Origin of the sequence: Streptomyces sp. NBC_01506 (genome assembly GCF_045040295.1) — a bacterium.
Taxonomy (GTDB): domain Bacteria; phylum Actinomycetota; class Actinomycetes; order Streptomycetales; family Streptomycetaceae; genus Streptomyces.
In genome coordinates this window covers 4,353,657-4,378,812 of sequence record NZ_CP109422.1, presented here as the reverse complement: position 1 = coordinate 4,378,812, position 25,156 = coordinate 4,353,657, and the positions used below count along the sequence as shown (strand labels likewise).

Genomic DNA, 25,156 nt, shown 5'->3' with positions numbered 1-25,156 from the left:
GGACCAGATCCCCCCGGTCAGCCCGCGAGCTGCTTCTGGAGGGCTTCCGCGTCGTGAATGGCCGACATGTGCAGGAACTTGCCGTCACGGATGCGGTAGATGGCGTACTCGACGATCTCGACCGACTTGCCGGTCGGGGCTGCCCCGAGCCACTCCTTGGCGGGGGTACCGGTGTTGATGAGACGGGCGGCGAGGCTGTCACCGTTGACGGCCAGCTCCTGGGTCTCCCAGTGGAAGTCGGGGACCGCGTCGGTGATGCTGTGTAGCTGGGCGACGAGGGCCTCGCGGGAGCTGGGCTCGCTGTGCATGACGATGGACTCGTGGACGAACTCGTCCATGCGGTCGAACTCGTGTGCGTTGAGCGCCTCGATGTAGCGCCCGTAGAAGTCACGCAGGCTGGTCTCGGACATCGGTCTTCCCATTCTGTGGTCCTGAGCCGGGCCCGCGCCCGGCTGCGTCTCGTGAGGCCCGCTCCTGGTCGGCGGCTCGTTCGGTCAGAACACACGGTCCGACTATTTCATTCCGATCGGTACAGAATAGATGTGCGTCGCCGCGGTCAAGGACCGGCGAGAGGACACGGTGAAGCTCCGTCAAGTCGTGCAGCCGTCTTGCCTCGCCGTTTCCAGACATTGTTCGACCATGCCATCAGCGTCTGACAGTCACGGCTGCATCCACCGGGCGGACACTCAGGGGGTCGGGAAACAGGTACTAAGACTCCGCTCCGCGATGCCGTCGGTGTCGGCGGCGGTGTCGGCGGCGGGACGTGGCTCGGTGAGCGGACGGTCCGCCCGTCGGATGTGGAGGTGCATCGCGGCGGCGTCGGCGGCCAGTCCCCGGTCGGTGTAGATCGCGGCGGCTTCCTGCCAGCAGGCGACGGCCTCGGTCACGCGTCCCAGGTGGTTCAGCGAGGTGGCGAGTACGGCGAGGGGCCAGGCAAGTGTCTCGTCGTGGCTGCCGAGGGACGCGCGGCCGAGTGCGATCGCGCGCCGGCAGTGAACGATCGCCGGGTCGTGGTCGCCCAGGCCCTGAAGACCCCTGGCGATGGCCGCGAGCGCGCATGCCTCGCCGTCCGTGTCGCCGAGTTGGTGGCGCAGCCACGCGCTGCGGGTGCCGTGATCGATGGCCTGCCGGTGGTTGCCGAGATCGGCGTGGAGTTGGGCGATGTTGCCTTCCGCCACCGCTTCCCACCGTCCGGTGTCGAATCCCCGGCTGAGGACGCACACCTCGTCGAAGTGGTGCAGTGCTTCGGCGAACCGGGTCTGCCGGCGCAGCAGTTGGCCGAGTTCGGTGCGGGCGGCGATCTGGATGTGGATGTTGCCGGCGCCCCGGGCGAGTGTGGAGGCGGCGGTGAGGTCCGGCTCCGCGTCGGGATGTCGCAGGTGCGCCAGTGCCTCTCCGCGGGCAAGCAGGACGTTCGCCTCGTGCTCGGTCCGGCCGGACCGCCGCGCCGCGTGCAGGCCCGCGGTGGCGGTTTCGATGCGTTCCTCCCAGCCGCCCATGAGCACGAGGAAGCCGAGAGCGTCGACGAGGTGCAGCGCGTACCGGTCCATGGCGCGGTCGACGGCGTGGTGCAGGGCGGCGACCAGGTTGGCCCGTTCGGCGGTGAACCATGCCCAGGCCGCGTCACGGTCGGCCACGGGGTGGGGATGGGCGGGCTCGGCGGGGTTCGCCACCAGGCGCGTGCAGGTGGGGTAGAGCCGGCGGTCGGCGGTGTGAGCGGTGTGGCTGTACCACGTGAGCACCGCGTCGAGGGAGCGGCGGCGCTCGTCCTCGGTGTCGTGTTGACGGGCCAAGTCGTCCGCGTAGGCGCGCAGCAGGTCGTGGAAGCGGTATCGGTCGCGCGCGAACGGTTCGATGAGGTGCGCGTCGGCCAGCGCGTTGAGCAACTGCCGTGTCTCGCGTGGTGGCAGGTGCGCGAGGGCCGCCGCGGCGGGTGTCGAGATGTTCGGACCGGGGTGCAGGCCGAGGCGCCGGAACAGGTGCGCCTGCGGCGTGGTCAGTTGCTCGTAGGACCAGTCGAGTACGTTGCGGACCGCGGCGTACGGGTCCTGGCCCCAGCTCAGTGCGTCGAGTCTGGAGTCGTCGTCGGCCAGCTCGGCGACGATGTCGGCGACGCGGACGTGCGCGTACGCGGCCACGCGCCCGGCGGCGATCCGCAGCGCCAGCGGCAGTCGCGCGCACAGCCGGATGAGATCTTCCACCGCGGCCGGTTCCGCCTGGACCCGGGTGGCGCCGATGATGCCGACGACCAGGTTGAACGCCTCGGCGAGGGAGAGCACGTCGAGGGTGAGCCGGTGCGCGGCCTCGGTGACCACCAGGCCGGTCAGGCTGTCGCGGCTGGTCACCAGCACCATGCACCCGGGTGCTCCCGGCAGCAGCGGCCGGACCTGCTCGGCGCTGTTGGCGTTGTCCAGCACGATCAGCAGGCGACGCCCCGCCGCCAGCGTGCGGAACAGTCCCGAGCGGGCGCCGGTCCCGGCGGGCACCGCCGCCGGGGGTACGCCGAGCGCGACCAGGAAGTCGTCCAGCACCTCGTCCGGGCTCGCGGGCCTGCCGGGACCGTATCCGCGCAGGTTGGTGTGGAGTGTGCCGTCCGGGAACCGGTCCTGGACGCGGTGGGCCCAGTGCACCGCGAGCGTCGTCTTGCCCACTCCGCCCGATCCGTCGAGTGCGGAGATCACCACGGCCCGTCCGTCGTCCGGCGGCAACAGGGCGTCGAGCGCGGCCAGGTGGCCGGTGCGGCCGGTGAAGTCGCGGATGGTCTGCGGCAGTTGCCGGGGCACCGGTGAGGCTACGGCCGGGGGTGACGCGACGGCCTGGGGCGGCGCAACGTCCCGGGGCGGCGCGACGGCCCGAGGTGACGCGACGGCCCGGGACGACCTCGGGGCGGGCAGGGCGCCGACGGCCTGGGCGAGGGCGGCCGGGCGGGCGTCGACGGCCTGGGCAGGGTTGGCCTGGGCGCGGTCGGCCGGGCGGGGCCCGGGTTCACCGCGCAGGATCCGCTCGTGCAGTTGCCGTACACCGGCTCCGGGGTCGACTCCGAGTTCTTTGGCGAGGCGGGTTCTGAGGCGGTGGAACACGTACAGCGCGTCCGCGCGCCGGCCGCAGTGGTCCAGCGCCGCCATCAGATGCGCGTGCAGCCCTTCGCGCAGCGGATGGTCGTGCACGAGATCCGCGAGATCGTCGACGACCTCGTGGTGCTCGCCGAGTTCCAGCCGCCACCTGGCACACAGCTCCAGCGCGCCGAGCCGCTGCTCGTCCAGCCGTGCGGCGGATCTGCTCAACGCGGCGGTGCCCAGCCCGTCGAGTGTGGGCCCACGCCACAGGCTCAGTGCCGGCCGGATCACCCCAACTGCCTTATCCAGCCCGCCCTCGGCGGCGTGGCGGCGGCTTTCGGTGACTGCGGCGGCGAACCGGAGGGAGTCGAGCCGGTCCGCGTCGACGCGGATCCGGTAGCCGGGTCCCTCGGTGAGGATGAGCCGCTGGTCGGCATCGCCCAAGCGTTCCCGCAGTACGGAGACGGAGTTCCGCAACTGCTTGACGGCGGTGGCGGGTGGCTCGTCGTCCCAGGTCATCTCGGCGAGCTTGGACAGCGGCACCACCGAGTTCGGTGCCAGCAGCAACGTGGCCAACACCCGCTGGCGGCGCGCTCCTGGCAGCAGCACCCGCTGACAGCCTGCCCAGACCTCGAGCGCGCCGAGTACGCGAAAGTCCATCCCCCTGAACTTCCCCCTCACTGAAAGTAATTGAACCTGAGCATAGCGTTTACGGGAATGTCCGCCCGACGGCCGATGGTGACGTGGTGATGACGCGGGGGGACGCCGCAGGGATGCCGTGGGGACGGGACGCGAGACGGTGATCGTCGTCCTCACCGATCCCCGCAAGCCGGTTGCCGAAGGCATCCGCGCGGCGGCGGACAGGGGGCGATCCGTCATTCAATCGAGGGGATCAGTCATGGAACTCAAGGGAAAGCTCGTTCGACTCGCCGGTGCGGGCGCGGCGATGGCGTTCGGCTCGACGCTGCTGGTCGGCGCCGGAACCTCGGCGCAGGCGGTCGAGACGGCTGAGGCGGCGCGGGCGCCTCAGGCGGTGAACTACCAGGTGATCAACGGCAACAGCCGCAACTCCTGCCTACAGGTGGTGAACATCGTGGACGACAAGGGAAACGTCACCCTCGGCAAGTGTGACCGCAGCGCCAAGCAGGTGTGGCAGATCAGCGGCGGCTTCTTCAAGAACCCGGGATCAGGCCACTGCCTGGATGGAAACGGCGCGGACGTCTACACCTTCCGTTGCAACAACGGCGGGTACCAGAAGTGGACGACCACGTCCGGCAGTCCGAAGCAGATCAAGCACAACTGGAGCCGCGAGTACCTGGACGCGAACGGAAGCGTCGGCGCCCACGCCGTCTTCCAGCCCAGCGCCGGGACGGCGTCCCGCTGGGTGTTCGACAAGGTGTGAACCGGCTGACCCGGTGAGCATCCCCTGGCGGACCCGGCACACCGGGTCCGCCAGGATCCACGGCCGGTCAGGACGCGCTCGTACCCCGGCGCCTGAACCACCAGAAGCCGCCCGCGGCCAGGGCGACCACCACGACCACGAGAGCGACGATCAGGCCGGTGCTCGAGCCGTCGTCCTCGTTCTTCTTCTCCTCCTTCTCCCCCTCGTCGCCGGCCGCCGGGGTGGAGGGTGCCGCCGTGGTCGTCTCGGCGGTCGGGCTGGAACTGGGGCTGGGGCTGGGGCTGGGACTGACGAGCTCGGCGCCGGGCTCGGCGGGCTCCAGCTCCAGTACGGGTGCGCTGTTGCCGTGCCCGCCGTCCGCGTGCTCGCCCAGCTCGATCCAGCGGTCGACGCGGTCGTCGCTGTAGGTCTGGAGCGTCTTGAACGCCAGGGACTCGGCTTCCGGAAGCTGCCGGACGGTGACGGCGTACGCGGCGTCCTCGCCGGTCGCGATCGCCGGGCCGCCCACGGTGTAACCCCGGTCGGTGGCGGCGAACTTCCAGCCCTTGGGGCCGTTCTCGTACGAGACGTCGGCGGGGGCTATGCCCTCGGGAAGAATGACCTCCAGCTCGGTGATTCCCGCCTTGTCGGACTCCGTCTCGGCGCTGAAGTTCAGGGTGACGTTCTCGGCGAGGGCACTGGCGCCCGCCGCTTCGACCTCGACGTGCGCCGACGCCGGAGCGGCGAGGGCGACGGACGCGGCCAGGACGAGGACGGTGAGACCGGACAGGCGCACGGCGCGCGATCCTGAATTGAGGAACACGGGTAACTCCCATGACGGTGAAGGGTGTACGGGCACGCCGAAGCGCGCCCCGAGGTCAGATGGCGGGAGCGGGCCCCGCCGGCGGGCCTCGGCGCGTCATCGCGTGTGCCAGGACAGGGGAGTTACGGGGAGGCTCCTGCGCCCGTTCACCGACGGGCCGCAGGATCCGGGGCACCGGAACCCGCGCCCCGGCCGGGACGAGCCGGACGAGCAGCCCGGCGAGCGCGCCGCCCAGCGCGCCGCGCAGGCGCTCGCCCACCGCCGAGCACGCGGCGTCCGCACGCTGCATCGTCCAGGCCACCAGCAGAGCCGCCGCGATATGCGCTGCCGTCATCGCCGCACCGTGGTGGCCCGAGTGCCACCCCTCGTGGCCGCCCCGCGCGGAGCCGTGACCAACCGCCGTATGGGCGACCGCAGTTGACTTCAGGTCCGTTACGGCACGGGCCAGCCACAGGTGCAGGGCACCCTGTGCGATTGCCGTGGCGGCCACCACCGCGCATAGGGACCGTGGCCGCGGTCCGCGTGCGAGGGGAAGGGCGAGGAGGAACAGCAGGGCGCACGCGCCCCATACCGCCGGCCAGGCCAACTCGCGTCCGGACGCCAGGTGGTGGCCGGTGACGGCGAGCCCCGTACTCGTCGCGGCGAACACCAGCGCGCGAACAGCCGTCGCCGGCGCACCGTCGACCGATTCCGCTCCGTCTCGGTGCGCAGGGCGGGACGTGCGTATCCACCACATGGCCGCCCCATCATCGGGCATGGCGGCCGGCCACCGGCCTGAGTTCCGCTATGTCCACGAGCGAGTCATGCGCGCATGCGCGCATGTGCGCATGCGCACCAGGACACCACCGGCCGTTGTGTCCCTGCCGTCGTGTCACCGGGGCGCGTTCGGCTTCGCTTCCTCGGCGGGGGTGTCGTGCAGACCGAGGCGCAGATGCTCGATGTGGAAGAGGGCCTGGTCGAGGAGTTCGGCGACGTGGTGGTCGTAGAGGGCGTAGACGATCGAGCGGCCTTCGCGTTCGCCGGTGACCAGGCCCAGATTGCGCAGCAGGCGCAGTTGGTGTGAGCAGGCGGAGGCTTCCATGCCGACCGCGTCGGCGAGGTCGCCGACCGCGCACGGGCCTTCCTGGAGCCGGGCCAGGATCCGCAGCCGGGAGGGGGTGGCGAGTGCCTGGAGGGTCGCGGCGACGTCCGCGGTGCCTACCGCGTCGAGGCGTTCGCGGGTGGTGGCGGAGTTCTTGTCGCCGTTCTTGTCGCCCATTCCATGGCCCATACCGCCCATCCTAACGGCGACACATGAAAGCCTGTTCATATATTCCTGTACGGTGGATGCGCCGTCGTCCCCCCCCCGTGAAGGGTTCCTCCGTCATGCCCTCGACCACGCTCCGGCGCCCGGCCCCGCCCGCCGACAACCGGAGGACTGTCGCCCCCCGGCGCCGTACGCCGGTGCTCGCGCTCGCCGAGGCGCGCTGGGCCGGGGCCGCACTCGTACTCTTCCTGCTCGCCCTTCCGCTCCAACTGATGGGCGCCCCGGCGTGGTTGTGGGGTCCGTTGTACGCGGTCGTCTACGTCACGGGCGGCTGGGAACCGGCCTGGGCCGGGCTCAGGGCGCTACGCGAGAAGACCCTGGACGTGGATCTGCTGATGATTGTCGCCGCGATCGGCGCGGTCTCGATCGGGCAGGTGATGGACGGTGCGCTGCTGATCGTCATCTTCGCCACCTCCGGCGCCCTGGAGGCGCTGGCCACCGCCCGTACCCAGGACGCGGTCCGCGGCCTGCTCGACCTCGCGCCCACGACGGCCACCCGCCTGTCCGACGACGGCGAGTCCGAGGAGACGGTGGCCACCGCTCAACTCGTCGTCGGCGACACGATCCTCATCCGCCCCGGCGAGCGCGTCGGCGCGGACGGGCGGGTCCTGGAGGGAGCGAGTGAGGTCGATCAGGCGACGATCACCGGCGAGCCGCTGCCGGTGGTGAAGGAGCCTGGCGACGAGGTCTTCGCCGGCACCCTGAACGGCACAGGGGTCCTGCGGGTGAAGGCCGAGCGGGACGCCTCCGACTCGGTGATCGCCCGGATCGTGGCCATGGTCGAGGAAGCCTCCGAGACCAAGGCCCCGACCCAGTTGTTCATCGAGAAGGTCGAACAGCGCTACAGCCTTGGCATGGTCTTCGCCACGCTCGCGGTCTTCCTGATCCCGCTGGGCTTCGGCGGGGAGTTGACGGACTCGCTGCTGCGGGCGATGACGTTCATGATCGTCGCGTCGCCGTGCGCGGTGGTGCTGGCCACGATGCCGCCCCTGCTGTCCGCGATCGCCAACGCCGGGCGCCACGGCGTGCTGGTCAAGTCCGCCGTCGTGATGGAGCGGTTGGGGCAGATCGACGCGGTCGCCCTGGACAAGACCGGCACCCTGACCGAGGGCACGCCCCGGGTCACCGACATCAGCCCCCTGGCCGCCGGCGGCCTGGACGAAAACACCCTGCTCGCGCTCGCCGCCGCGGCCGAGCACCCCAGCGAACACCCGCTGGCCCGCGCCGTCGTGGCCGCCGCCCGTGAGCGGGACCTGGTCATCGCCGACGTACGGGACTTCACCTCCGCCCCGGGCATCGGCGTCACCGCCACCGTCGACGGCGGCAGGATCGCGGTGGGCGCCCCCGCCCAACTGCTCGACGGCACGGACAACGCCCCTTCGGCCGTCGCGGAGTTGGAGGACGGCGGACGTACGGCGGTCCTGGTCCTGCGCGACGGTGTTCCCGTCGGCGTGCTGGGCATCGCCGACCGCCTGCGCCCGGACGCCGCCGCCACCGTGGCGGCCCTGACCACCCTGACCGGCGCCACGCCGACACTCCTGACCGGCGACAACCCGCGCGCCGCCGCACACCTCGCCGAGGAGGCCGGCATCACCGACGTACGCGCGGGCCTGCTCCCACAGGACAAGGTCGCGGCCGTACGGGAATGGGAGACGGCCGGCCGCAAGGTGCTGGTGGTCGGTGACGGCGTCAACGACGCCCCCGCCCTCGCCGCCGCCCACACCGGCATCGCCATGGGCCGCGCCGGCTCCGACCTCGCCCTGGAAACCGCCGACGCGGTAGTCGTCCGCGACGAACTCGCCACCATCCCCACCGCCGTCAACCTCTCCCGCGCCGCCCGCCGTCTGGTGACACAGAACCTGGTCATCGCCGCAGTCTTCATCTCCGGCCTCGTCATCTGGGACCTGGCCGGCCATCTCCCGCTGCCCCTGGGCGTACTGGGCCACGAAGGCTCCACCGTCATCGTCGGCCTCAACGGCCTACGGCTCCTGCGCGACGCGGCCTGGAACCGCGCCGCCCGGGACCGAGCCACCACCCCCCCGGAGCGTCAGGTGACCCGCTTCCCCCGGTTCCGTTCCACCCAGCGCGTGTACTCCGCCTGCTGTGCCGTCCGCTGCTCCCCCGTATAGCCGTGCGCGGCGTCGAGTGCGTCCGACACATGGTCGATCACCGCCGTATCCCCGTCGCCGGACCAGAAGAACGAGCCGGTCCGGCGGACGAGGACGTCCGCCACCGTCATCGCCATCTCGCGGTGCACGGCGTGCCCGATCTCGGCGCGGGTGAGTACGGAGTCGCCGATCCTGGCGCCGTCCTCCTCGTTCCGGGCCGCCGCCCACGCCAGTTCGGCCGCGTTGCCGCCGTAACGGCGCAGCCAGCGTTCCCTGGTCTGCGGGGTGACGGGTGCCGAGGCCAGGTCCTGCCGGGCGCGGAAGATCTCGCCGGAGGCGCCGCCGGAGATCGCCACGCGGCCGGTGGTGGACGGGGGCAGGCCGCGGATTCCGTACTGGTCGCGCAGTTGTGCGGCGACCAGGTCGACGATCTGCGCGCCCATGAGCCGGGCGGTGGTCAGCTTGCCGCCGGCGGCGGTGATCATGCCGCCGGGCCCCGCCGTGACGGTGTGCTCGCGCGACGCGGCCGAGTTGGACGTGCCCGGAGCGGGAGCGATCAGCGGGCGCAGCCCGGCCCACGAGGCGACGATGTGGCTGGTGTCGACATGCGCGTCGGGCAGGGTGTGGTTGGCGGCCTCCAGGAGGTACGCGAAGTCCGCCTCGTCCGCCACCACATCGTCCGGCGAGCCGGTGAAGTCGGTGTCGGTGGTGCCGACATAGACATGCCGGCCGTCGCCCGCCGGGGTGGGCCACACCACGCGCGAGTCCGAGGGGGAGCGCAGGAACACGGCGGTGGACAGCGGGAAGTCCTCGGTACGCAGCACGATGTGCACGCCCTTGGTGGGCCGCAGGGTGGGGTGTCGCGGCATCCGCTCCAGTCCCAGTACGCGATCGACCCACGGGCCCGCCGCGTTGACGACGGTCTTGGCGCGCACCGTCAGGTGCTCGCCGGTCAGCCGGTCGGTCAGCTCCGCGCCCGCGATACGGCCGCGTTCGCGGATCAGGCCGGTGACCTCGCGGTGGTTGGCCAGCAGCGCCCCCGCCCGGGACGCCGACCGCAGCACGTCCAGGACCAGCCGGGCATCGTCGGTGAGCGCGTCGTGGTAGAGGCCGCCGCCCTTGAGCCCGTGCGGGTTCAGGTGCGGTTCCCGGCGCAGTACGGCCTCGCGGTTCAGCATGCGGTGCCGCCGCTTCAGCGGGGCGCGGGAGAACGCGTCGTAGAAGGTGAGGCCCAGATTGAGCAGGGCCCGGCCTTCGGGGTACCCGTCGTAGACCAGATACAGGAACGGTCGCAGGTCGGCCAGGTGCGGGGCGATCCGCATCATCACCTCACGCTCGCGGACCGATTCGTTGACCATCCTGAACTGGTACGTCTGCAAGTACCGCAGGCCCCCGTGGATGAGCTTCGATGACCGGCTGGAGGTTCCCGAGGCGAAGTCGTCGCGGTCGACCAGGACCACCGAGAGCCCGCGCAGCGCCGCGTCCCGCGCGGCGGAGGCGCCGGTGATGCCTCCGCCGATGATGAGGACGTCGGCTTCGTACGGAAGATCGGATGCGGTGAAGCGCCTCATGGCCGTACCGCCCATCCTTTCGCGCGCTCGACGGCGCGCTGCCACTGTGTGTAGTTGGCGTCCCGGGTCGCCTCGTCCATCGACGGGGTGAAGACGGCGTCGTCGCCGGTCGCGCGGAAGCAGTCCTGCGGGTCGGACCAGACGCCGACGCCCAGACCGGCCAGACAGGCGGCGCCGAAGGCCGTCGCCTCGACGTTGGACGGGCGGTGGATGGTCGCGCCGAGCATGTCGGCCTGAAACTGGAGCAGGAAGTCGTTGGCGGAGGCGCCCCCGTCGGCCCGCATCGTCGTAACGGCCTGCCCGGACTCCTGCGACATCAGCTCGATGAAGTCCTTGATGGAGTAGACGATTCCCTCCAGCGCGGCGCGGGCGAGATGGCCGCGCTTGGTGCCCGGGGTGAGGCCGATGAGCAGGCCGCGGGCGCTGGAGTCCCAGGACGGTGCGCCGAGTCCGGTCAGCGCGGGGACGAAGTAGACGCCGTTGTTGTCCTCGACACCGCGCGCCAACTCCTGCGTCTCGGCCGCCTCGGTGAGCAGTTCGGCACCGTCGCGCAGCCACTGGACGGCGGAGCCGGTGACCGGGGCGTATCCCTCCAGCCCGTACGTCGTGACGCCGTCGCGGCGCCAGGCGACGATAGTGCTGAGCCCGTGCCGGGAGATGACGGGTTCGGTGCCGGTGTTCACGTCGAGGAAGGTGCCGGTGCCGTGGGTGGTCTTGGCGTCGCCGGGGCGGACACAGCCCTGCCCGAACAGCGCGGCCGACTGGTCGGCGATGGCCGCGGTGATGGGTGTCTCGGCGCCGGTGACCGAGGGGTCGGTCGTCGCGATGAGCCCGGAGTCGTCGACCACGTCGGGGAACAGGCTCATCGGCAGCCCCAGGGCGCCGAGCCATTCCTCGTACCAGCGGTCGGCGAGCAGGTCGTACGCGCCGGTGACGGCGGCGTTCGAGGCGCTGATGGCGTGTGTCCTGCCGCCGGTGAGCCGGTGGACGAGCCAGGAGTCGATGGTGCCGAAGGCCAGTTCCCCGGCCTCGGCCCGCCGTGCGAGGTCCCGGTCGTTCTCCAGCAGCCAGCACAGCGACAGTGAGGAGTAGACCGGCGCGAGCGTCCAGCCGGTGCGGGCCTGCACGGCCGCGCCCCACTCGGGCGCGAGGTCGGCGGCCATCGCGGCGGTGCGCAGGTCCTGCCAGACGATGGCCGGGGCGACGGCCTCACCGGTGCTCCGGTCCCACAGCACCGTCGTGGCGCGCTGGTTGGTGATGCCGATCGCGGACAGCGCGGCCGGCTCGGTGCCGTCGCGGCGCAGCGCGTCGGTGATACGGGCCGAGGTGAGCTGCCAGATCTCCTCGGGGTCGTGCTCCACCCGGTCCGCCGCCGGGTGGTACTGGGTGAATTCGCTGTAGGCACGACTGCGGATGGTGCCGGTGCCGTCGAATACCAGGGCACGGGTGCCGGTGGTGCCCTCGTCGATGACGAGGAGACGGGATGGGTTACTCATCGTTGAGCTCCAGAGTCGAGAGACGGAGAAGGGTGGTGTACGAGGCCGGGGGCCCGGCGGTCAGAGGCCGAGCTTTCCGGGGTTGAGGACGGCGTCGGGATCCAGCGCGTGCTTGAGCTTGCGCAGGACGAGGTGGGCCGAGCCGAGCGAGCGGCGCGAGTACGGCGAGCGGGCCAGTCCGCCGCCGTGGTGGTGGGACAGCTCCGCGCCGTGGTCGAGGCAGACCGCCATGGCGGTCGACCAGATCCGCTCCAGCCGCTCGGTGGCGGCGGCGTCGTCCTGCGCGTGGCCGAGGAGGATCAGATACATCGACGTGCCCTGGGTGTAGACGTGCGAGAAGTGGGCCAGGACCTCGTCCGCGAGCGGGGCCAGGGCCGCCTTCATGGCGTCGTACAGGCCCTCGATGTGCCGCCAGGTGTGGGCGACCTCGACGGTCTCGGCGTATCCGCCGGGGGTGTTGAGGTACGTCTCCACGGTGGAGAAGTCGAAGCGCCGGCCCATCCAGGCGGCGGCCGGCTCCGGGCCGAGCACCGTGGCGCCGTGCGCGGTGGCGATGTCGGTGAGGACCTGCGACTCGGCGGCGGAGACGGCCGGTTCGCCCTCGGTGCCGGCGAACAGCACCGGGTGGCCGACGGTCGGGTCGGCCATGGCGTGGCGCGCCTCGTCGGTGTCGTACAGCCGCAGCAGGAACGGCCGCAGGCCCACGGCGGCCTGTTCGCGCATCACGGCGAGACCGGCGGCGACGTCGGGGAGCCGGAACGCCTGCAACCGCTGGTCGGCCGGGATCGGGATGATCTTGTACGTCACCTGGGTGATCACGCCGAGCGTGCCTTCGGAGCCGAGGAACAACTGGCGCAGGTCCGGGCCCATGGCCGCCCTCGGGGACGCCTTCAGCTCGGCGACCTCTCCGGTGGCCAGCACCACGCGGTAGCCGACGACCAGGTCCTCGATCCCGCCGTAGCGGGAGGAGAACTGGCCGGTGGCGAGCGTCGCGAGCCAGCCGCCGACCGAGGAGCGGTACAGCGACTGCGGGGAGAAACGGGTGGTCCAGCCCGCCGCGTTGAGCGCGTCCTCCAGCTCGCCGCCGTTGTTGCCGGCGGGAGCCGTCACCGTCATGTCGATCTCGTCGATGACATGCGGCCCGACCAGCCCGGACACGTCCAGCACGATGCCGCCACGGGTGGGCAGCGGCTGCCCGGTCACCGACGAGCCCAGGGCGCGGGTGGTCACCGGGGTGCCCGTGGTGGTCGCGGCGCGCAGTACGGCCACGACCTCCTGCTCGGTGCGGGCCCTGACGACCACCTGCGCGGTGTACGGGTGCTTGTCCTGGAGGTCCCACTTGGTGGACACCGGCCAGGTGTCGTGGCTCGTGGCCGCCAGGACCGCCGGATCCGTGCTGACCGCGTCGGGCCCCAGGGCCTCGGTGAGCAGTTCCACAACGGTAGAGATGTCAGACACGCTTTGTCCTTCTTCTGATGAGTTGTGCCCCGGGCCGGGCTCTGGACCGGGCTATCACGTCAGTACGGCTGCCGTGGTGAGGGCGACCGGGGTCATGACGGCGATCGCCACCGCCGGCGGGTCAATATGGGTGTCGCCGTGGATGAGGAACAGCCGGGAAGCCACCTCGCCGACGAGCGCGGTCACCAGCCCGGCCAGCGCGCCGATCCACACCGAGGAGAACGCCAGGCCGGCCGCCGCGGCGACCGCGGTGATGTGGTGCGTCACCGGTACGGCGACGGGCGTGGCCAGGAAGATCAGGGACAGGGCGGAGACACCGAAGGCCAGGACCCCGGCCGCGACACCGAGCGCCGGGTCGGTCTTCACCAGGGCGACCGCCGACCAGGAGGCGACGAATCCGACGCCGAGGCCGAGCAGACCGCTCATCAGCGGTGTCTCCTGCCACTTGAGCCACACCGCCTTGTCGGTGGTGGTGAGTCTGGCCCGCAGTCCGGTGGCGTCCGTCGTACCGAACAGCCCGGTCCGCCCGAAGACGAGGCGGACGACGACGGCCGACAGGGCCACGGTGATGGCCGTGGTGTTGGTGTACGTGAGCATCCAGTCGCTCTGGTTCATGGCGGTCTGCGCGAGCAGGCCGAACACACCGAAGGCCGCGCCGACGACCAGGGTCATCGGGTCCGCCGTACCGACCATTCCGGACACGATGTCGCGACCGCTGTCGGTCTTGCCCCGGCGGGCCGCGTACGCCACGGCGGCGATCGCGCCGGCGAAGGCGATGTGCGGGCCGAACCACTCGCCGAGAGCGACATGCTCCAGGAACCAGGGGTTCCCGGCCCCGATCACGGCTCCGATACCGACCAGAATCGCCAGCCCGCACAGCACGAACGCCGCCAGCGCGCCGATGGAGGCGGCGAACAGACCGCCTGCCGCGGCGGCGGCGATTGACTCCAGCGTGAGGTTCATCCGTCTTCCCGTCCGAAAGGCGACGTTCACCCCACGCCGCGCTCCAAGGTTACTCCATTTTTGGAGTACTCTAATTTTGGAGCGACGGTACGGTGGCGCCCGAGCGGTGTCAATGGGTTCCTGTAACCTGATCCACCGGGTTCGCCCAGGTGAGCCCGGGTGAGCACCGCGCAGTGGACGGGAAGAGGAAGAGGGGCTGTCTGTGAGCGACCGGACCGGTCCTCTCACGCCCCCGGCGGCGCAGCGCCCGCTGGACCAGGCCGTGAAAGCGATCGTCCTCGACGCGCTCCGGGCCGGTGTCGGGGCGACGCTGCCGACCAACAGCCACTACTTGCACGCGCTGGGCGCCAGCGCCGGAACGGTCCAGCGCGCGATGAAGCTCCTCGCCGACCAGCAGGCACTCACGGTGACCTCGCGAGGCCATCTCGGACGCACCCTGGACTCGCTCGACATCGGCGCGGCCTGGCACCTGGCGGGGCTCACACCGCTGCGGCTGCTGTTCCCGCCCGTCGGGCCGGTGGAGATCGACGTACTCACCGAGGCTCTGGCGGGTGAGCTGACCGCCCGGGGCGTCCCGCACACCGTTCACCACCAGCGGGGCGGCGCACGCCGTATCGACGCCATCGTCGCCGGGGACTACGACCTCGCGGTGGTCTCGGCGGGCACACTCGGCGCCGCGGCCCGCCAACTGGAGGCGGCACCGACGCTCGTCCTGCCCCCGGGTACGTACTACGCGCCGCGCCGGCTCGTCTCGGTCACCAGGACGGCCGGCCCGGAACCCGGTCCTGGCGCGCGGGTCGCCATCGACCACGACTCACCCGACCACGTCCTGCTGACGGAATCCGCCTATCCGCCCGACCGCGGATACGTCTACGTGCCCTGCAAATTCCCCGAGGTCCCGGCGGCGGTGCTGCGCAGCCAGGTCGACGTCGGTATCTGGCACCTCAGCCACACCGTCATCCCCCTCGACCTGGCGGGCCTGAGCTGCACCGACCTCGAGGACCTGCCCACCACCACCCCCTGGCGCGACCTGTCGGCCGCCGCGCTCGTCGGCTGGCCACAGCGCGGCGAACTCACGTCGGTCCTGTCCGCGATCGACCTGCCCACCCTCACCGAGACGCAGCGCCGCGTCGCCGACTCCGCGACGTCATGAGCCTTTTCGTGGACGTCCCCTTCTCGGCGCGGGGGGCCTCCAACCGGCGATCTCCGCCTGCGAAGTTCCAAGACGCTCCATGTGACGGCGGAAGGCTTCTTCGTACTGCTGGTAGGCGCCTGGTTGTTCGGTCTGCCCGAGGTCCGTCTCAGTCCGCCGTGCCCGGCGCAGGGCATCTTGTACCGCTGTGAGCAGCGGAAACGCCGATTCGGTAGCACTGGTGTCGGGCTGTGAACCGGATTCGAGCAGATCGAGCAGCACCTGAGCGAGTTCATGGGCGTCCCATCCCGCCCATCCCAGGACCGTGGTCGGGGACAGCGAGGGAACGGGCGACAGGAAAGACGTGAAACGTTCATTGGGAACGTCGAGCTTGCCGCGTTGTCGCCAGTAGGAGGGTTTGACGAAGTCGGCGGCCGTGAAGCGAGGCGGTACAGAACGTGCGGCGCCGACCTGCTCTCGCCGGTCGGCTGTCTCCTGTCCCCCTTGACCCGACGCCCATTGGCGCTCCCACACCGCTTCCCAGTCGCGCCGTTTCGACAGGCCGGTCTCCCGGTACCGCAGGGGTGGCGCCGCGGGTACATGCGTGTCATCGAGCAGGTTCCGCACGACGTCCAGGATTCGGCTGCCGGGTGAGAGACGAGCGGCGAGCATGACGAACTCCGCATCGAGCTCGAGCAACTTGGCCAATTGCTCCACAGTGCGTGCGACAGGACGAAGCTCTCCCTTCGTCGTCTCGAACCACAGGTCTCGGCCCTCGCACCGATCGAGCATGCGGTCCCGCAGTCCCACTCGCAGGAAGTGGTGCCAACCGGGGGCCGACCAACGGCGTTTGTGCTCCGGCTGCTCCAACAGTGCCAAGGGAGCGTGCTGTTCGATGGCCTCGATGCGGTGTTGTACGAGATCCCGATAAGCGCTGGGCCAGTGGGGGGGGATTTCGGTCGTGGGGGTCGCTCCGTGACGTTCGAACCACATAGTGGAGGCCAGACCCTCTTGGACCTTGCGGGCCAGCACGATCTCGAACGCCCGCTGGCCCGCCTCGATCGGTGGTGTCTCGGTCAGCGGAGAGACCAAGTCGCGGTCACCGGGGAGCAGTTCGTACAACTCGTAAACCCGCCAGTCGAGCTCCTCCTGCACGGCGACCATCCGGGAATGGAGCGAGGCCCACCGGTACTCCGCGGACTCGAAGAATTTCTGGTCCAGAGGCACGTTCGTATCGGTGAGCGGCGATGACAGCTCCGTGAGGCTGGTCGCCATCGCGTCGAGCAGCACGGTGTGTTCGAGGGGGAAGCCGGCGGGCAGAGGCAGGTCGTGCAGGCGCGTCGAGGTGAACTCAAAGATCTTTTCCCATGCCTCGCCGCCCCGGAGTTGGCCGGCTCTGGGCTCGCCCTTGTTCTGACTCATGTGCTTGAGCCAGAAACAAGCAGCCGAGCTGTTGAGCACACCGAGCAGACGGAGGTGGTCGTCCTCCGAAGCGGAGGACGAGAGCTTCAGTACGGGTGCCGAGTTCAGCGGGACCACCTGCGGGTCCTTCAGCAGACCGAAGTGGGGGTGGGTCGCCACCCAGGGGAAAGCGATCGACCAAGGATGCAGGCCCCGGTTCGACGCGATCTGGTGCCAGTCGTACCAAGGAGCGGAGTTCTTGATGCCGGGACGGTCGACGAGCACCGACCAGTAGGGCCGCAGGCGTCGGTGATGACCGGGGAAACGCGACAGATCAATTGCCTCGGACCGGTCGCCGTCCCCACGCTGCACGCGGGGGAGAAACGCGGCGGATTCGCTGCGTACAGCCCAGTCACGAATGCCCGACCCGGTCAGCACCGGTGCGCAGGCTTCCCACTCGGCACCGGATCGTGTGAACGACTGGAGCGGGGCGCAGAAGACGTCATCGGATCCCGTGGCGGCTTGATAGCCGATGCGGGCCACGTGTGTGCCGAGCCGTTCCCCCCGCTCCATTCGACGTAGCAGATCGCTGCTGGTCGGGTCAGTCAGGCTCCAGGGAAAAGTGGCCAGCTCACTTCGCTGCTGGAAGAAGGACTTGGCCCAGCGATTTTCGGTGGCGGCGGACACACCTGACATGTCGTCGAGAGACTGCCACACGATGCCTTCGCTCGGCACCGCCGGCATCTCGGGCTCCCCCTCTTTGGTCACCACCAGGTACACAGGCACCTGCGGATCTGGTTCACGATTGCGCCCGATGAGTACGAGGGTCGGTGTGCCGTGCCCAGGAAGGTAGGCGCCGGACGTATCGATGATCCGGGAGACTTCGACCTTGGACAGCACACGTTCGATGAGTGGTCGACCGAATTCTCGTTTCATGAACGAGTTGGACATCAGAAGCCCCACATACCCGCTGCTCTTCCCTGCCGCCGCGAGTTCGAAGGCAAGCTCGGTGAAAGGCGCGGTGAGCGCGTACTTCCCCCTGCAACTTTGATAGGCGTCGTGGTACAGCGCGGAGAGTGCCTTGTCCTTGACTGTGAGATACGAGGGATTGAACGCCACGGCGTGATAGGAAGCGCGGCCGAGCAGGTCGTAGCGGCGCGAAAAGTCGGAGAATTCTGCCCTCGGGGAGATCGGTGACGGTTCCTCCCGGGCGAGGTCCACGACGTGCGGAGCGCCCCTTCCCTGGAGGAGGGAGTCTCCCACCGCGACGACTACGGGCACGTCGGGGACCGTGCTCAGACGCCGTTCGCCGGTGGCGTTCATGGCGGCTACCAGAAGCCGGAACCGCGCGATGGTCACCGCGCATGGGTCGATGTCGACCCCGTGGACGGACCGCAGTGCTCGTCCTGCCCGCTGCCAGGGGCTCATGTCCGGCTCGGCGTCGGTCCACAACTGGAAGAGTCGGCTGAAGACGCCCAACAGGAAAGTTCCTGAGCCGCAGGCGGGGTCGACAGTCCGCAACCCCGGCAGGCCGAACTCCGCGACAGCCGGTTCGACCGCGAGATTGATGACCATATCGGCCACGAAGTCCGGCGTCGCGACCAGTCCGTATGACTTCGTCGCCTGTTCGTCGAGGGCCGCGTAGAGGTCTTGCAGGAATCTCGTATCGCGGGTCTCGTCCGTGAAGTCGTGCTCAAGAGAACCTTCCGGGGATCTGCGGAGCCAGAACTCCTGAAGCGTCCGAAGAGCTTGGTCGCTGGGGGCGATCTGCCACAGCGGGTTGCTGTGCGAGCTGAGCACGTGCCCCATGACGGGCAGCGAACGAACCCGCTCCAGCAGACGGAACACGGACTCCTGTGCCGGTGTCTCGGAGAGGGGCGAGCCGTCCTGCGACTCCCCGGCGGCCAGCAGGGCAGGAGCGTCGAGCATCCCATTGTCCTCGCAGAACCTGATCATCGTCAGGGCCAGAAGCCAGGACGCAGCCGCGCGGCCGATCTGTTCGTCCCGCCACGCTTCGCGGGTTGCCGATGTCGTCCGCTCTTCCCGCGCGCGCGGGAAGGCGCTGTCGAGAGCGGTGGCGGTGGCGCTCTCCTGAGCGCGTTTCAGCAGATCGCTTCTGAGGCCCGTCATCAGCACGCGCAGGTCCCGGCAGAGGTGCTCGCTGGAGATCACTGGCAGCTTTCCGTTCGGTCGATCCATGGCGGCTTCCGTTGGGGCCGACCCGTACGGTCGAGGCTACCAGCCATAAATACTTGAGAGTGTTGGGTGCGCCCTCTACGCTCAAGGCGCGGCGGTCGACCGGTTGCCGCTCTGGGCTGGACGTGTGTGGCGAGCGGGCTGCCGCCGGCCCCCGGGAGAGAGGTTGGTTCCGTGAGTGCGGACAGTTCGAGCCACAGAGGGCTCTGGTTTGCGTTGATTTGTCTTTCTGCGGCAGTCGGCGCCGTCGCCACGTTTGCGATCTTCCGGGAGTTGGGGCAGGGGGCGGCGGCTTCGCTGGGGAAGGGGGGTGTGGTGTTCCTGGGCGTCGCGAGCCTCGGCTTCTATGCGCGATCGGCTCTTTCTGACTGAGTGGCATGGATCCCTAAGGGGTACACTCCTTAGGAGTCTATATCTAAGGAGTGTCCTCGGTGTCTGCTTCCATGCGTTCGGGCAAGCCGGCCCATGTCTTCGATCGGCACGCCGAGTGGGATGCTCTCGCGGCTTTTGCCTGCCGGACGAGGCCCCATGCGATGCTCGGGATCGTCAGCGGTAGGCGACGGATGGGGAAGACCTACCTGCTGCGCGCCCTGGTGGAGCAGCAGGGTGGCTTCTACTTCGGAGCCACCGCGGCGACGGAGGCGGAATCCCTGCGTCAGTTCGCCGCGGCTCTCGCCGATCACGTGGGGTCGCCGGCTCCTTTCGCTTTCGCCACGTGGGACGACGCGATCTCCTTCCTGTTCGGGCTGGCCGCGCCGCGGAATTCGCGCGAGCCCCTGCTTGCGGTGATCGATGAATTTCCGTATCTCGCGAAGACCGCCCCGGAACTTCCATCGATAATCCAGAGGGAGGTCGACCGGTTTCAAGTGGAGGAGAGCCGGATGAGACTTCTTCTGTGCGGGTCGGCGATGTCTGTCATGGGCGGACTGCTCGCAAGTACCGCGCCTTTGCGGGGGCGCGCGCAATTGGAGCTCGTCGTACGGCCCTTCGGATACCGGTCGGCCGCAGATTTCTGGGAAGTCGCCGACGTTCCGGCGCTCGCGGCCCGTCTGCACGCGGTGGTCGGCGGCACGCCCGCGTACCGCCGGCAATTCCTCGGCGACGACGTCCCCAGCAGACTGGAGGAGTTCGACGGCTGGATCTGCAGTACGGTCCTCTCGCCCTTCAGCCCACTCTTCCGGGAGGCTCGGTACCTGCTTGCCGAGGAGGCGGACATCCGGGACACGTCCCTGTATCACTCGGTCCTTGCCGCGGTGGCCCAGGGGAATTCCACGCGGGGCGGGATCGCGGGATACATCGGCCGTAAGTCGGTGGACATCTCACACCCTCTGCACGTCCTGGAGGACAGCCACCTGCTGGCAAGGGAAGCGGACATCTTCCGAGCGGGGAAGTCCGTGTACAGAGTCACCGAGCCGCTGATCAATTTTTACGAGGTGGTGATGCGACCCGCCTGGGCGCGACTGGAAAGCGGACAGGCTCGGGAGGTGTGGGCGCATTCCGCGGAACGCTTCGCGGCGCAGGTGGTCGGACCGCACTTCGAGACGGTGTGCCGCGAATACATACTCGGACCGGGCAGGGCCCTGCTTCGCTCGGCGTTGGGGGAGGTGGGCAGCGGTGTGGTGACAGACCCGGTGGCACGGCGGCAGACGCAGATCGACGTGGCCGTGGTCGAACCGGGAGCCGGCGGTAGGAAGCAGGCGGTCCATCTGCTCGGCGAGGTGAAGTGGGGCACCGTCATGGGGCTGAGCCACTTGGAGCGACTGGCCCGGGCGAGGGAAGTCCTCACCGCGCGCGGTATGGACACCAGCCGCTGTCAGCTCGCCTGCTTCAGCGGGGCCGGCTTCAGCGACTCGCTGAGAAGCGAGGTGGCGCGTGAGGCAGGAGACGGGGACGATGTGCTGCTCATCGGCCTTGACGAACTCTACGGCGGACCGTTCCGGGCAGCACCCATTGACCGAGCGTCCGGCACGGAACGGGCACGCGATACCTGATCGGATCCAGACGACGACAAAGCCCGGGACAGACGCTCGCCGCGGTGCGACGGCCGGTCGACTTCCTCTTCCTGGACGGGTGGAAGGACCTCTGCCTGCCCGTCCTATGTCGCCTCTGATGCCCGAATCGGCCGCCCGCCGCCTCATGCGCGGGGTATGTCATGGTTGAACACATGCTCGACGACATAGACCGCGGCCTCGTGGAAGCCCTCACCAGGGACGGTCGGAGTTCCTACACCGGACTCGCCCGGAAACTGGGCGTCTCCGAGGCGACCGTACGGCAGCGGATCGCCCGGCTCCAGGCCAGCGACATGCTGCGGATCGTGGCGCTGTGCGACCCGCTGGCCCTGGGGCATCAGTCCGTACGGCTGATGATCCGCGTACGGGATCTGACCCCGCGCGCGGTGGCGAAGTCGCTGTCCGGGATGCCGATGATCAACCATGTCGCGCTCTGCGCGGGCAGCCAGGACATCTTCCTCGAGGGCACCTGCCGGGACCAGGCCCAACTGGTGCAACTGATGGACGACATCCGGATGCTGCCGGGGGTGTCCCGGATCCAGGTGCTGTTGTTGCTCGAACTGTTCAAGGACTACTCATGGAGCGGGCTGGCCAGCGCCGTGGGCCAGAGCATCTCCGAGGACCAGGGCCAGGGCCAGCTCTAGGGCCTGTCCGGCGGACGCGTCAGCTCGGGATGATCCGTTCCCCCGGGCGCACCGGGACCTCCCGGAAACCGGCCCACAGATAGGTGTCCTTGATGACCTCCAGCACGGTCAGCGCCTCCGCGTGGGCCACCCCGTTGACCCGGCGCACCCGCTCGGTCAGAAGCTCCGCGAGGTGTTCGAGGTTGCGGCAGCGCACGTCCGCGATCAGGTCGTACGGCCCCACGCACGACGCCACATACCGGATCTCCGGCATCCGGGACAGCTCGCGGGCCACCAGCGCGACAGGGATGTGGTGGACCCGTAGCGCGAGATGGACCTCCATCTCGCCCATCCGTACCGCGTCCGTCATGCCCACCACCTGAAGCACACCCTTGCGCTGGAGCCGCTGGTAGCGGGCTCGCACGGATGCCTCGGAGAGGCCGACGGTACGTCCGATCTCCGCGAAGGAACGGCGGCCGTCCACGCGGAGCTGGTCGATGATCTGCCGATCCAGGTCGTCGATCACCACACACCTCCAGGAAGAGACCGCCACACACTCTCATCATCCCCGGCATGTCAAGCTCGGGCTTCGAGGCGTTCGCCGACCACGAGATCCGTGGAATCAGGCAGCGTATTCCACGGATTTCGTTTCCCGTTCATCTATCCGGCCGGTGGCCGATAACCGACGCTGTTCTCCATCGGCGTCCCACCCGGACCGAGGAGAACAGCGTATGGAAACGACCGTTCAGCCCGACCGGCCTCCGTCTCTGGACGCCCCGGCGCGAGCCGCACCACGCTCGGCACCCCGCTCCCCTCGCCGGGGCGCGGTCACCGCGGCGCTGCTCGCGCCGGCCGGGATCACGGTGCTCGGCCTGGTCCTCGTGCCGCTGGTCCTCGTGGTGCGCAACAGCTTCGCCTCCGCCGACGTGTACGGCGGTGTCCAGGGCGGCTACACCCTGGCGAACTACCGGGACCTGCTCGAACCGGTCTACCTGAAGGTGTTCGGCTACAGCCTCGGCATGGCGGCCCTGAACACCGTCGTCTGTCTCCTCCTCGGCTACGTCGTCTCGTACTACCTCGCCGGTCGCAGCCAGCAGCGCCAGATGCTGCTCCTGCTGCTGATCATCGTGCCGTTCTGGACGGACTTCCTGGTCCGGACGTTCGCGTGGATCAACCTGCTGAGCCCCGGCGGGCCGGTCAACAGCCTCACCGACGCCATCGGGTTCACCGACGGTCCCACCCAGTGGATACCGAGTCAGGGGGCGTCGTTCGTCGGGCTGGTGTACGCGTTCCTGCCGACCGCGATCTTCCCGATCTACGCCTCGCTGCGCGGCGTCGACAACTCGCTCGGCGAGGCCGCCCGCGACCTCGGCTGCGGCTGGTGGCGGGTGCATACGCGGGTGCTGCTGCCGATCGCCCGGCCGGGCATGCTCGCGGCGGCGCTGCTCACCTTCATCCCGACCCTCGGCGTCTTCGTCATCCCCGTGCTGCTCGGCGGGGGACGGGACCAGTTGGTCGGCAATCTGATCGTCACCCTCTACACCGAGTTCCGTAACCAGCCCATGGGCGCCGCGGCCTCCGTGGTCCTCCTGGTCCTGATGGTGGCTTCGATGGTGGCCTTCGGACTGGCCGCCCGGCGGCTGAGGAGGAAGACCGCATGAAGCACGCGCTCGACACCGTCACGGCCTGGCTGGCCCGGGGCGTCATCGCCTTCCTCTACATCCCGATCGTCGCCGTCGTGGTGCTCTCGTTCAACGACTCCGAAGTCACCTACAAATGGGCGGGGTTCTCCACCCGCTGGTACGGGACGCTCGCCGACAACACCGACCTGCTGGCCGCGCTGCGGGTCAGCGCCGAGGTCGCCCTGGTCTCCGCGACCCTCGCCACCGTGTGCGGCCTGCTCTCCGCGATGGGCATGGCCCGCCTCGCGAACCGCTGGAAGGCCGTGTTCTCCGGCGGGCTGTTCCTGCCGCTGATCATCCCGGAGATCGTGCTCGGCGTGGCCATGCTCTCGGTGTTCGGCACGATGGGCGTGGACCTGGGGATGACGACCCTCGTACTCGGTCATCTGGTGGTGACCCTGCCGTACGCGTCGCTCATCGTCCTCGGCGCGTACAACGCGCTCGACGGCTCGCTCGGGGAGGCCGCGACCGATCTCGGCTGCAACCCCTGGCAGGCGTTCAGGCGGGTCACCCTGCCGTTGCTGCGACAGCCGCTGCTCGCCGCCTGGCTGCTCTGCTTCACCATCTCCTTCGGCAACATCGTGATGTCGACCTTCACCAACGGCATCGGCTCCACCACGCTGCCGCTGCGCGTGTACTCGATGCTCAAGGGCGGTCTGACGCCCGAGATCAACGCACTGGGCACGCTGCTCGTGCTCTTCACCCTGCTGATCATCCTCGGCGTGGGGCTGCGCCAGATGCGACAGGTGCTCGTGGGCGGCAAGCGCGACTAGCGCGACTAGCTCGACTGGGCCCCGTACTCCCCGTACTCCTCGTACTCCTCGTACTCCCCGAACTTCCCGACCGACCCGTGAAAGGCACACCCTCATGCGTACGCGAAGAGTCTCCAGAACCGTCCTCGCCATCTCCGTCACCACCGTCACCGCACTCGTCGCGACCAGTTGCGGCGACTCCGACTCCGCGTCGGGTTCCGGCGGGGGCGGCGGGAAGACGCTGAACATCTACGCCTGGGCCGATGAGATCCCCGAGTCGGTGATGAAGAAGTTCGAGGCGGAGACAGGGATCAAGGTCACCCTCGACACCTTCGACAGCAACGAGACCATGACCGCCAAGCTCAGCTCCGGCTCGGCCGGATACGACCTGGTGGAGCCCAGCCAGTACACCGTGCAGCAGTTGGTCGGCCAGAAGCTGATCCAGCCTCTCGACCACGCCCGGATCAAGGGCCTGGACAACCTCGCGGAGAAATTCCGCGACCCGTCCTACGACCCCGGGAACAAGTACAGCGTCCCGTGGATCTGGGGCACGACGGGCCTCGCGTACAACGACAAGTGCGTGCCGTCGGCGACCAGTTGGAAGACCCTGTTCGACAAGAAGTACCAGGGCAAGGTCTACATGCTGGACAACATGCTGGCCGCCTACATCGCGGGTCTCCAGGTCACCGGCGCCCGCGCCACCAGCACCGACGAGGGCGAGATCAAGGCCGCGACGAAGGCACTCGAGGACCAGAAGAAGCTCCTCGCGGGTTACAACTCCACCAACTTCGCCCAGCTCCTGTCCACCGGCCAGGCGTGCGCGGCCCAGGCGTGGAGCGGTACGGGGATGGCGAAGGTCGTCGCCGCCAACAAGAACGTCCACTACGTCATCCCCGAGGAGGGCGGTTCCATCTGGACGGACGGGCTCGCCATACCGCAGGGCGCGAAGAACACGGACGCGGCCTACGAGTTCATCAACTTCACGCTGCGCCCCGAGATCGCCGCCATGGCCACCGACGACGGCGGCAGCGCCAGCACCAACGCCAAGGCCTGGGACCACATCAAGGACAAGAAGGCGCTGGACAACCCGGCGATCTACGCCTCCGACGAGGCCATCAAGAACGCGGACTTCCTGCTCGACCCGGGCGCCGCGATGAAGTACTTCCAGCAGGGCTGGACCAAGGTGAAGGCGTCCTGAC

General features: G+C 69.4%; 19 protein-coding genes. 8 read left to right on the top strand and 11 right to left on the bottom strand.

Annotated features, from left to right (window positions below; all coding sequences use genetic code 11):
* Positions 1 to 17: 17 nt before the first annotated feature.
* Positions 18 to 410 (bottom strand): ester cyclase, encoded by a 393-nt coding sequence (locus OG329_RS19005; protein ID WP_405796614.1) that lies wholly within the window; start codon positions 408 to 410, stop codon positions 18 to 20.
* Positions 411 to 686: 276 nt separating this feature from the next.
* Complete coding sequence (locus OG329_RS19000) at positions 687 to 3,716, bottom strand: AfsR/SARP family transcriptional regulator (RefSeq protein WP_405796613.1); 3,030 nt, start codon at positions 3,714 to 3,716, stop codon at positions 687 to 689.
* 238 nt (positions 3,717 to 3,954) lie between these two features.
* Between OG329_RS19000 and OG329_RS18995 the strand changes: the two genes are divergently transcribed.
* Positions 3,955 to 4,458: an RICIN domain-containing protein gene (locus OG329_RS18995; protein WP_405796612.1), complete on the top strand. Its 504-nt coding sequence runs from the start codon at positions 3,955 to 3,957 to the stop codon at positions 4,456 to 4,458.
* Between the two features lie 67 nt (positions 4,459 to 4,525).
* Here OG329_RS18995 and OG329_RS18990 read toward each other — a convergent pair whose 3' ends face one another.
* The 3 genes from OG329_RS18990 to OG329_RS18980 form a co-directional block, all read right to left on the bottom strand.
* Complete coding sequence (locus OG329_RS18990; RefSeq protein ID WP_405796610.1) at positions 4,526 to 5,260, bottom strand: DUF1775 domain-containing protein; 735 nt, start codon at positions 5,258 to 5,260, stop codon at positions 4,526 to 4,528.
* A gap of 55 nt (positions 5,261 to 5,315) precedes the next feature.
* A complete protein-coding gene (locus OG329_RS18985; RefSeq protein WP_405796609.1) occupies positions 5,316 to 5,594 on the bottom strand; it encodes a hypothetical protein in 279 nt (92 codons plus the stop codon).
* A 537-nt stretch (positions 5,595 to 6,131) separates the two neighbouring features.
* A complete protein-coding gene (locus tag OG329_RS18980) occupies positions 6,132 to 6,530 on the bottom strand; it encodes an ArsR/SmtB family transcription factor (protein WP_405796607.1) in 399 nt (132 codons plus the stop codon).
* 95 nt (positions 6,531 to 6,625) lie between these two features.
* Between OG329_RS18980 and OG329_RS18975 the strand changes: the two genes are divergently transcribed.
* On the top strand, positions 6,626 to 8,695 hold the full coding sequence (locus tag OG329_RS18975) for a heavy metal translocating P-type ATPase (RefSeq protein WP_405796605.1): 2,070 nt from the start codon (positions 6,626 to 6,628) through the stop codon (positions 8,693 to 8,695).
* Here OG329_RS18975 and OG329_RS18970 read toward each other — a convergent pair.
* The 4 genes from OG329_RS18970 to OG329_RS18955 are packed head-to-tail and all read right to left on the bottom strand — an operon-like array spanning position 8,614 to position 14,162.
* The gene (locus tag OG329_RS18970) at positions 8,614 to 10,245 is read right to left on the bottom strand and encodes an FAD-dependent oxidoreductase (protein ID WP_405796604.1); all 1,632 of its coding nucleotides are present in this window, start codon (positions 10,243 to 10,245) and stop codon (positions 8,614 to 8,616) included. The two genes, OG329_RS18975 and OG329_RS18970, sit on opposite strands and share 82 nt — an antisense overlap.
* Complete coding sequence (locus tag OG329_RS18965) at positions 10,242 to 11,741, bottom strand: FGGY family carbohydrate kinase (RefSeq protein ID WP_405796603.1); 1,500 nt, start codon at positions 11,739 to 11,741, stop codon at positions 10,242 to 10,244. The genes OG329_RS18970 and OG329_RS18965 overlap by 4 nt, the downstream gene beginning before the upstream one ends.
* Before the next feature lie 60 nt (positions 11,742 to 11,801).
* A complete protein-coding gene (locus OG329_RS18960; protein WP_405796601.1) occupies positions 11,802 to 13,199 on the bottom strand; it encodes an FAD-binding oxidoreductase in 1,398 nt (465 codons plus the stop codon).
* Positions 13,200 to 13,253: 54 nt separating this feature from the next.
* Positions 13,254 to 14,162: a hypothetical protein gene (locus OG329_RS18955; protein ID WP_405796599.1), complete on the bottom strand. Its 909-nt coding sequence runs from the start codon at positions 14,160 to 14,162 to the stop codon at positions 13,254 to 13,256.
* Positions 14,163 to 14,364: 202 nt separating this feature from the next.
* Between OG329_RS18955 and OG329_RS18950 the strand changes: the two genes are divergently transcribed.
* Positions 14,365 to 15,315, top strand: coding sequence for a YhfZ family protein (locus OG329_RS18950; RefSeq protein WP_405796598.1), 951 nt, complete (start codon positions 14,365 to 14,367; stop codon positions 15,313 to 15,315).
* Here the strand turns inward: OG329_RS18950 and pglX are convergent.
* Entirely contained in the window at positions 15,310 to 18,894 is a 3,585-nt protein-coding gene (pglX, locus tag OG329_RS18945) for a BREX-2 system adenine-specific DNA-methyltransferase PglX (protein ID WP_405796596.1), read from the bottom strand. The two genes, OG329_RS18950 and pglX, sit on opposite strands and share 6 nt — an antisense overlap.
* A 440-nt stretch (positions 18,895 to 19,334) precedes the next feature.
* Here pglX and OG329_RS18940 point away from each other — a divergent pair, with 440 nt between their 5' ends.
* A complete protein-coding gene (locus tag OG329_RS18940; RefSeq protein ID WP_405801910.1) occupies positions 19,335 to 20,882 on the top strand; it encodes an ATP-binding protein in 1,548 nt (515 codons plus the stop codon).
* A 173-nt stretch (positions 20,883 to 21,055) separates the two neighbouring features.
* Positions 21,056 to 21,544: an Lrp/AsnC family transcriptional regulator gene (locus tag OG329_RS18935; RefSeq protein ID WP_405796594.1), complete on the top strand. Its 489-nt coding sequence runs from the start codon at positions 21,056 to 21,058 to the stop codon at positions 21,542 to 21,544.
* Between the two features lie 19 nt (positions 21,545 to 21,563).
* On the opposite strand, the gene OG329_RS18930 is transcribed toward OG329_RS18935, so the two are convergent.
* On the bottom strand, positions 21,564 to 22,049 hold the full coding sequence (locus OG329_RS18930) for an Lrp/AsnC family transcriptional regulator (protein WP_405796592.1): 486 nt from the start codon (positions 22,047 to 22,049) through the stop codon (positions 21,564 to 21,566).
* Between the two features lie 205 nt (positions 22,050 to 22,254).
* Between OG329_RS18930 and OG329_RS18925 the strand changes: the two genes are divergently transcribed.
* The 3 genes from OG329_RS18925 (at position 22,255) to OG329_RS18915 (ending at position 25,155) form a co-directional block, all read left to right on the top strand.
* On the top strand, positions 22,255 to 23,184 hold the full coding sequence (locus OG329_RS18925) for an ABC transporter permease (protein WP_405796590.1): 930 nt from the start codon (positions 22,255 to 22,257) through the stop codon (positions 23,182 to 23,184).
* Positions 23,181 to 23,978, top strand: coding sequence for an ABC transporter permease (locus OG329_RS18920; RefSeq protein ID WP_405796588.1), 798 nt, complete (start codon positions 23,181 to 23,183; stop codon positions 23,976 to 23,978). Before OG329_RS18925 ends, OG329_RS18920 begins: the two co-directional genes overlap by 4 nt.
* A 94-nt stretch (positions 23,979 to 24,072) precedes the next feature.
* The gene (locus OG329_RS18915) at positions 24,073 to 25,155 is read left to right on the top strand and encodes a PotD/PotF family extracellular solute-binding protein (protein ID WP_405796587.1); all 1,083 of its coding nucleotides are present in this window, start codon (positions 24,073 to 24,075) and stop codon (positions 25,153 to 25,155) included.
* Position 25,156: the final 1 nt, after the last annotated feature.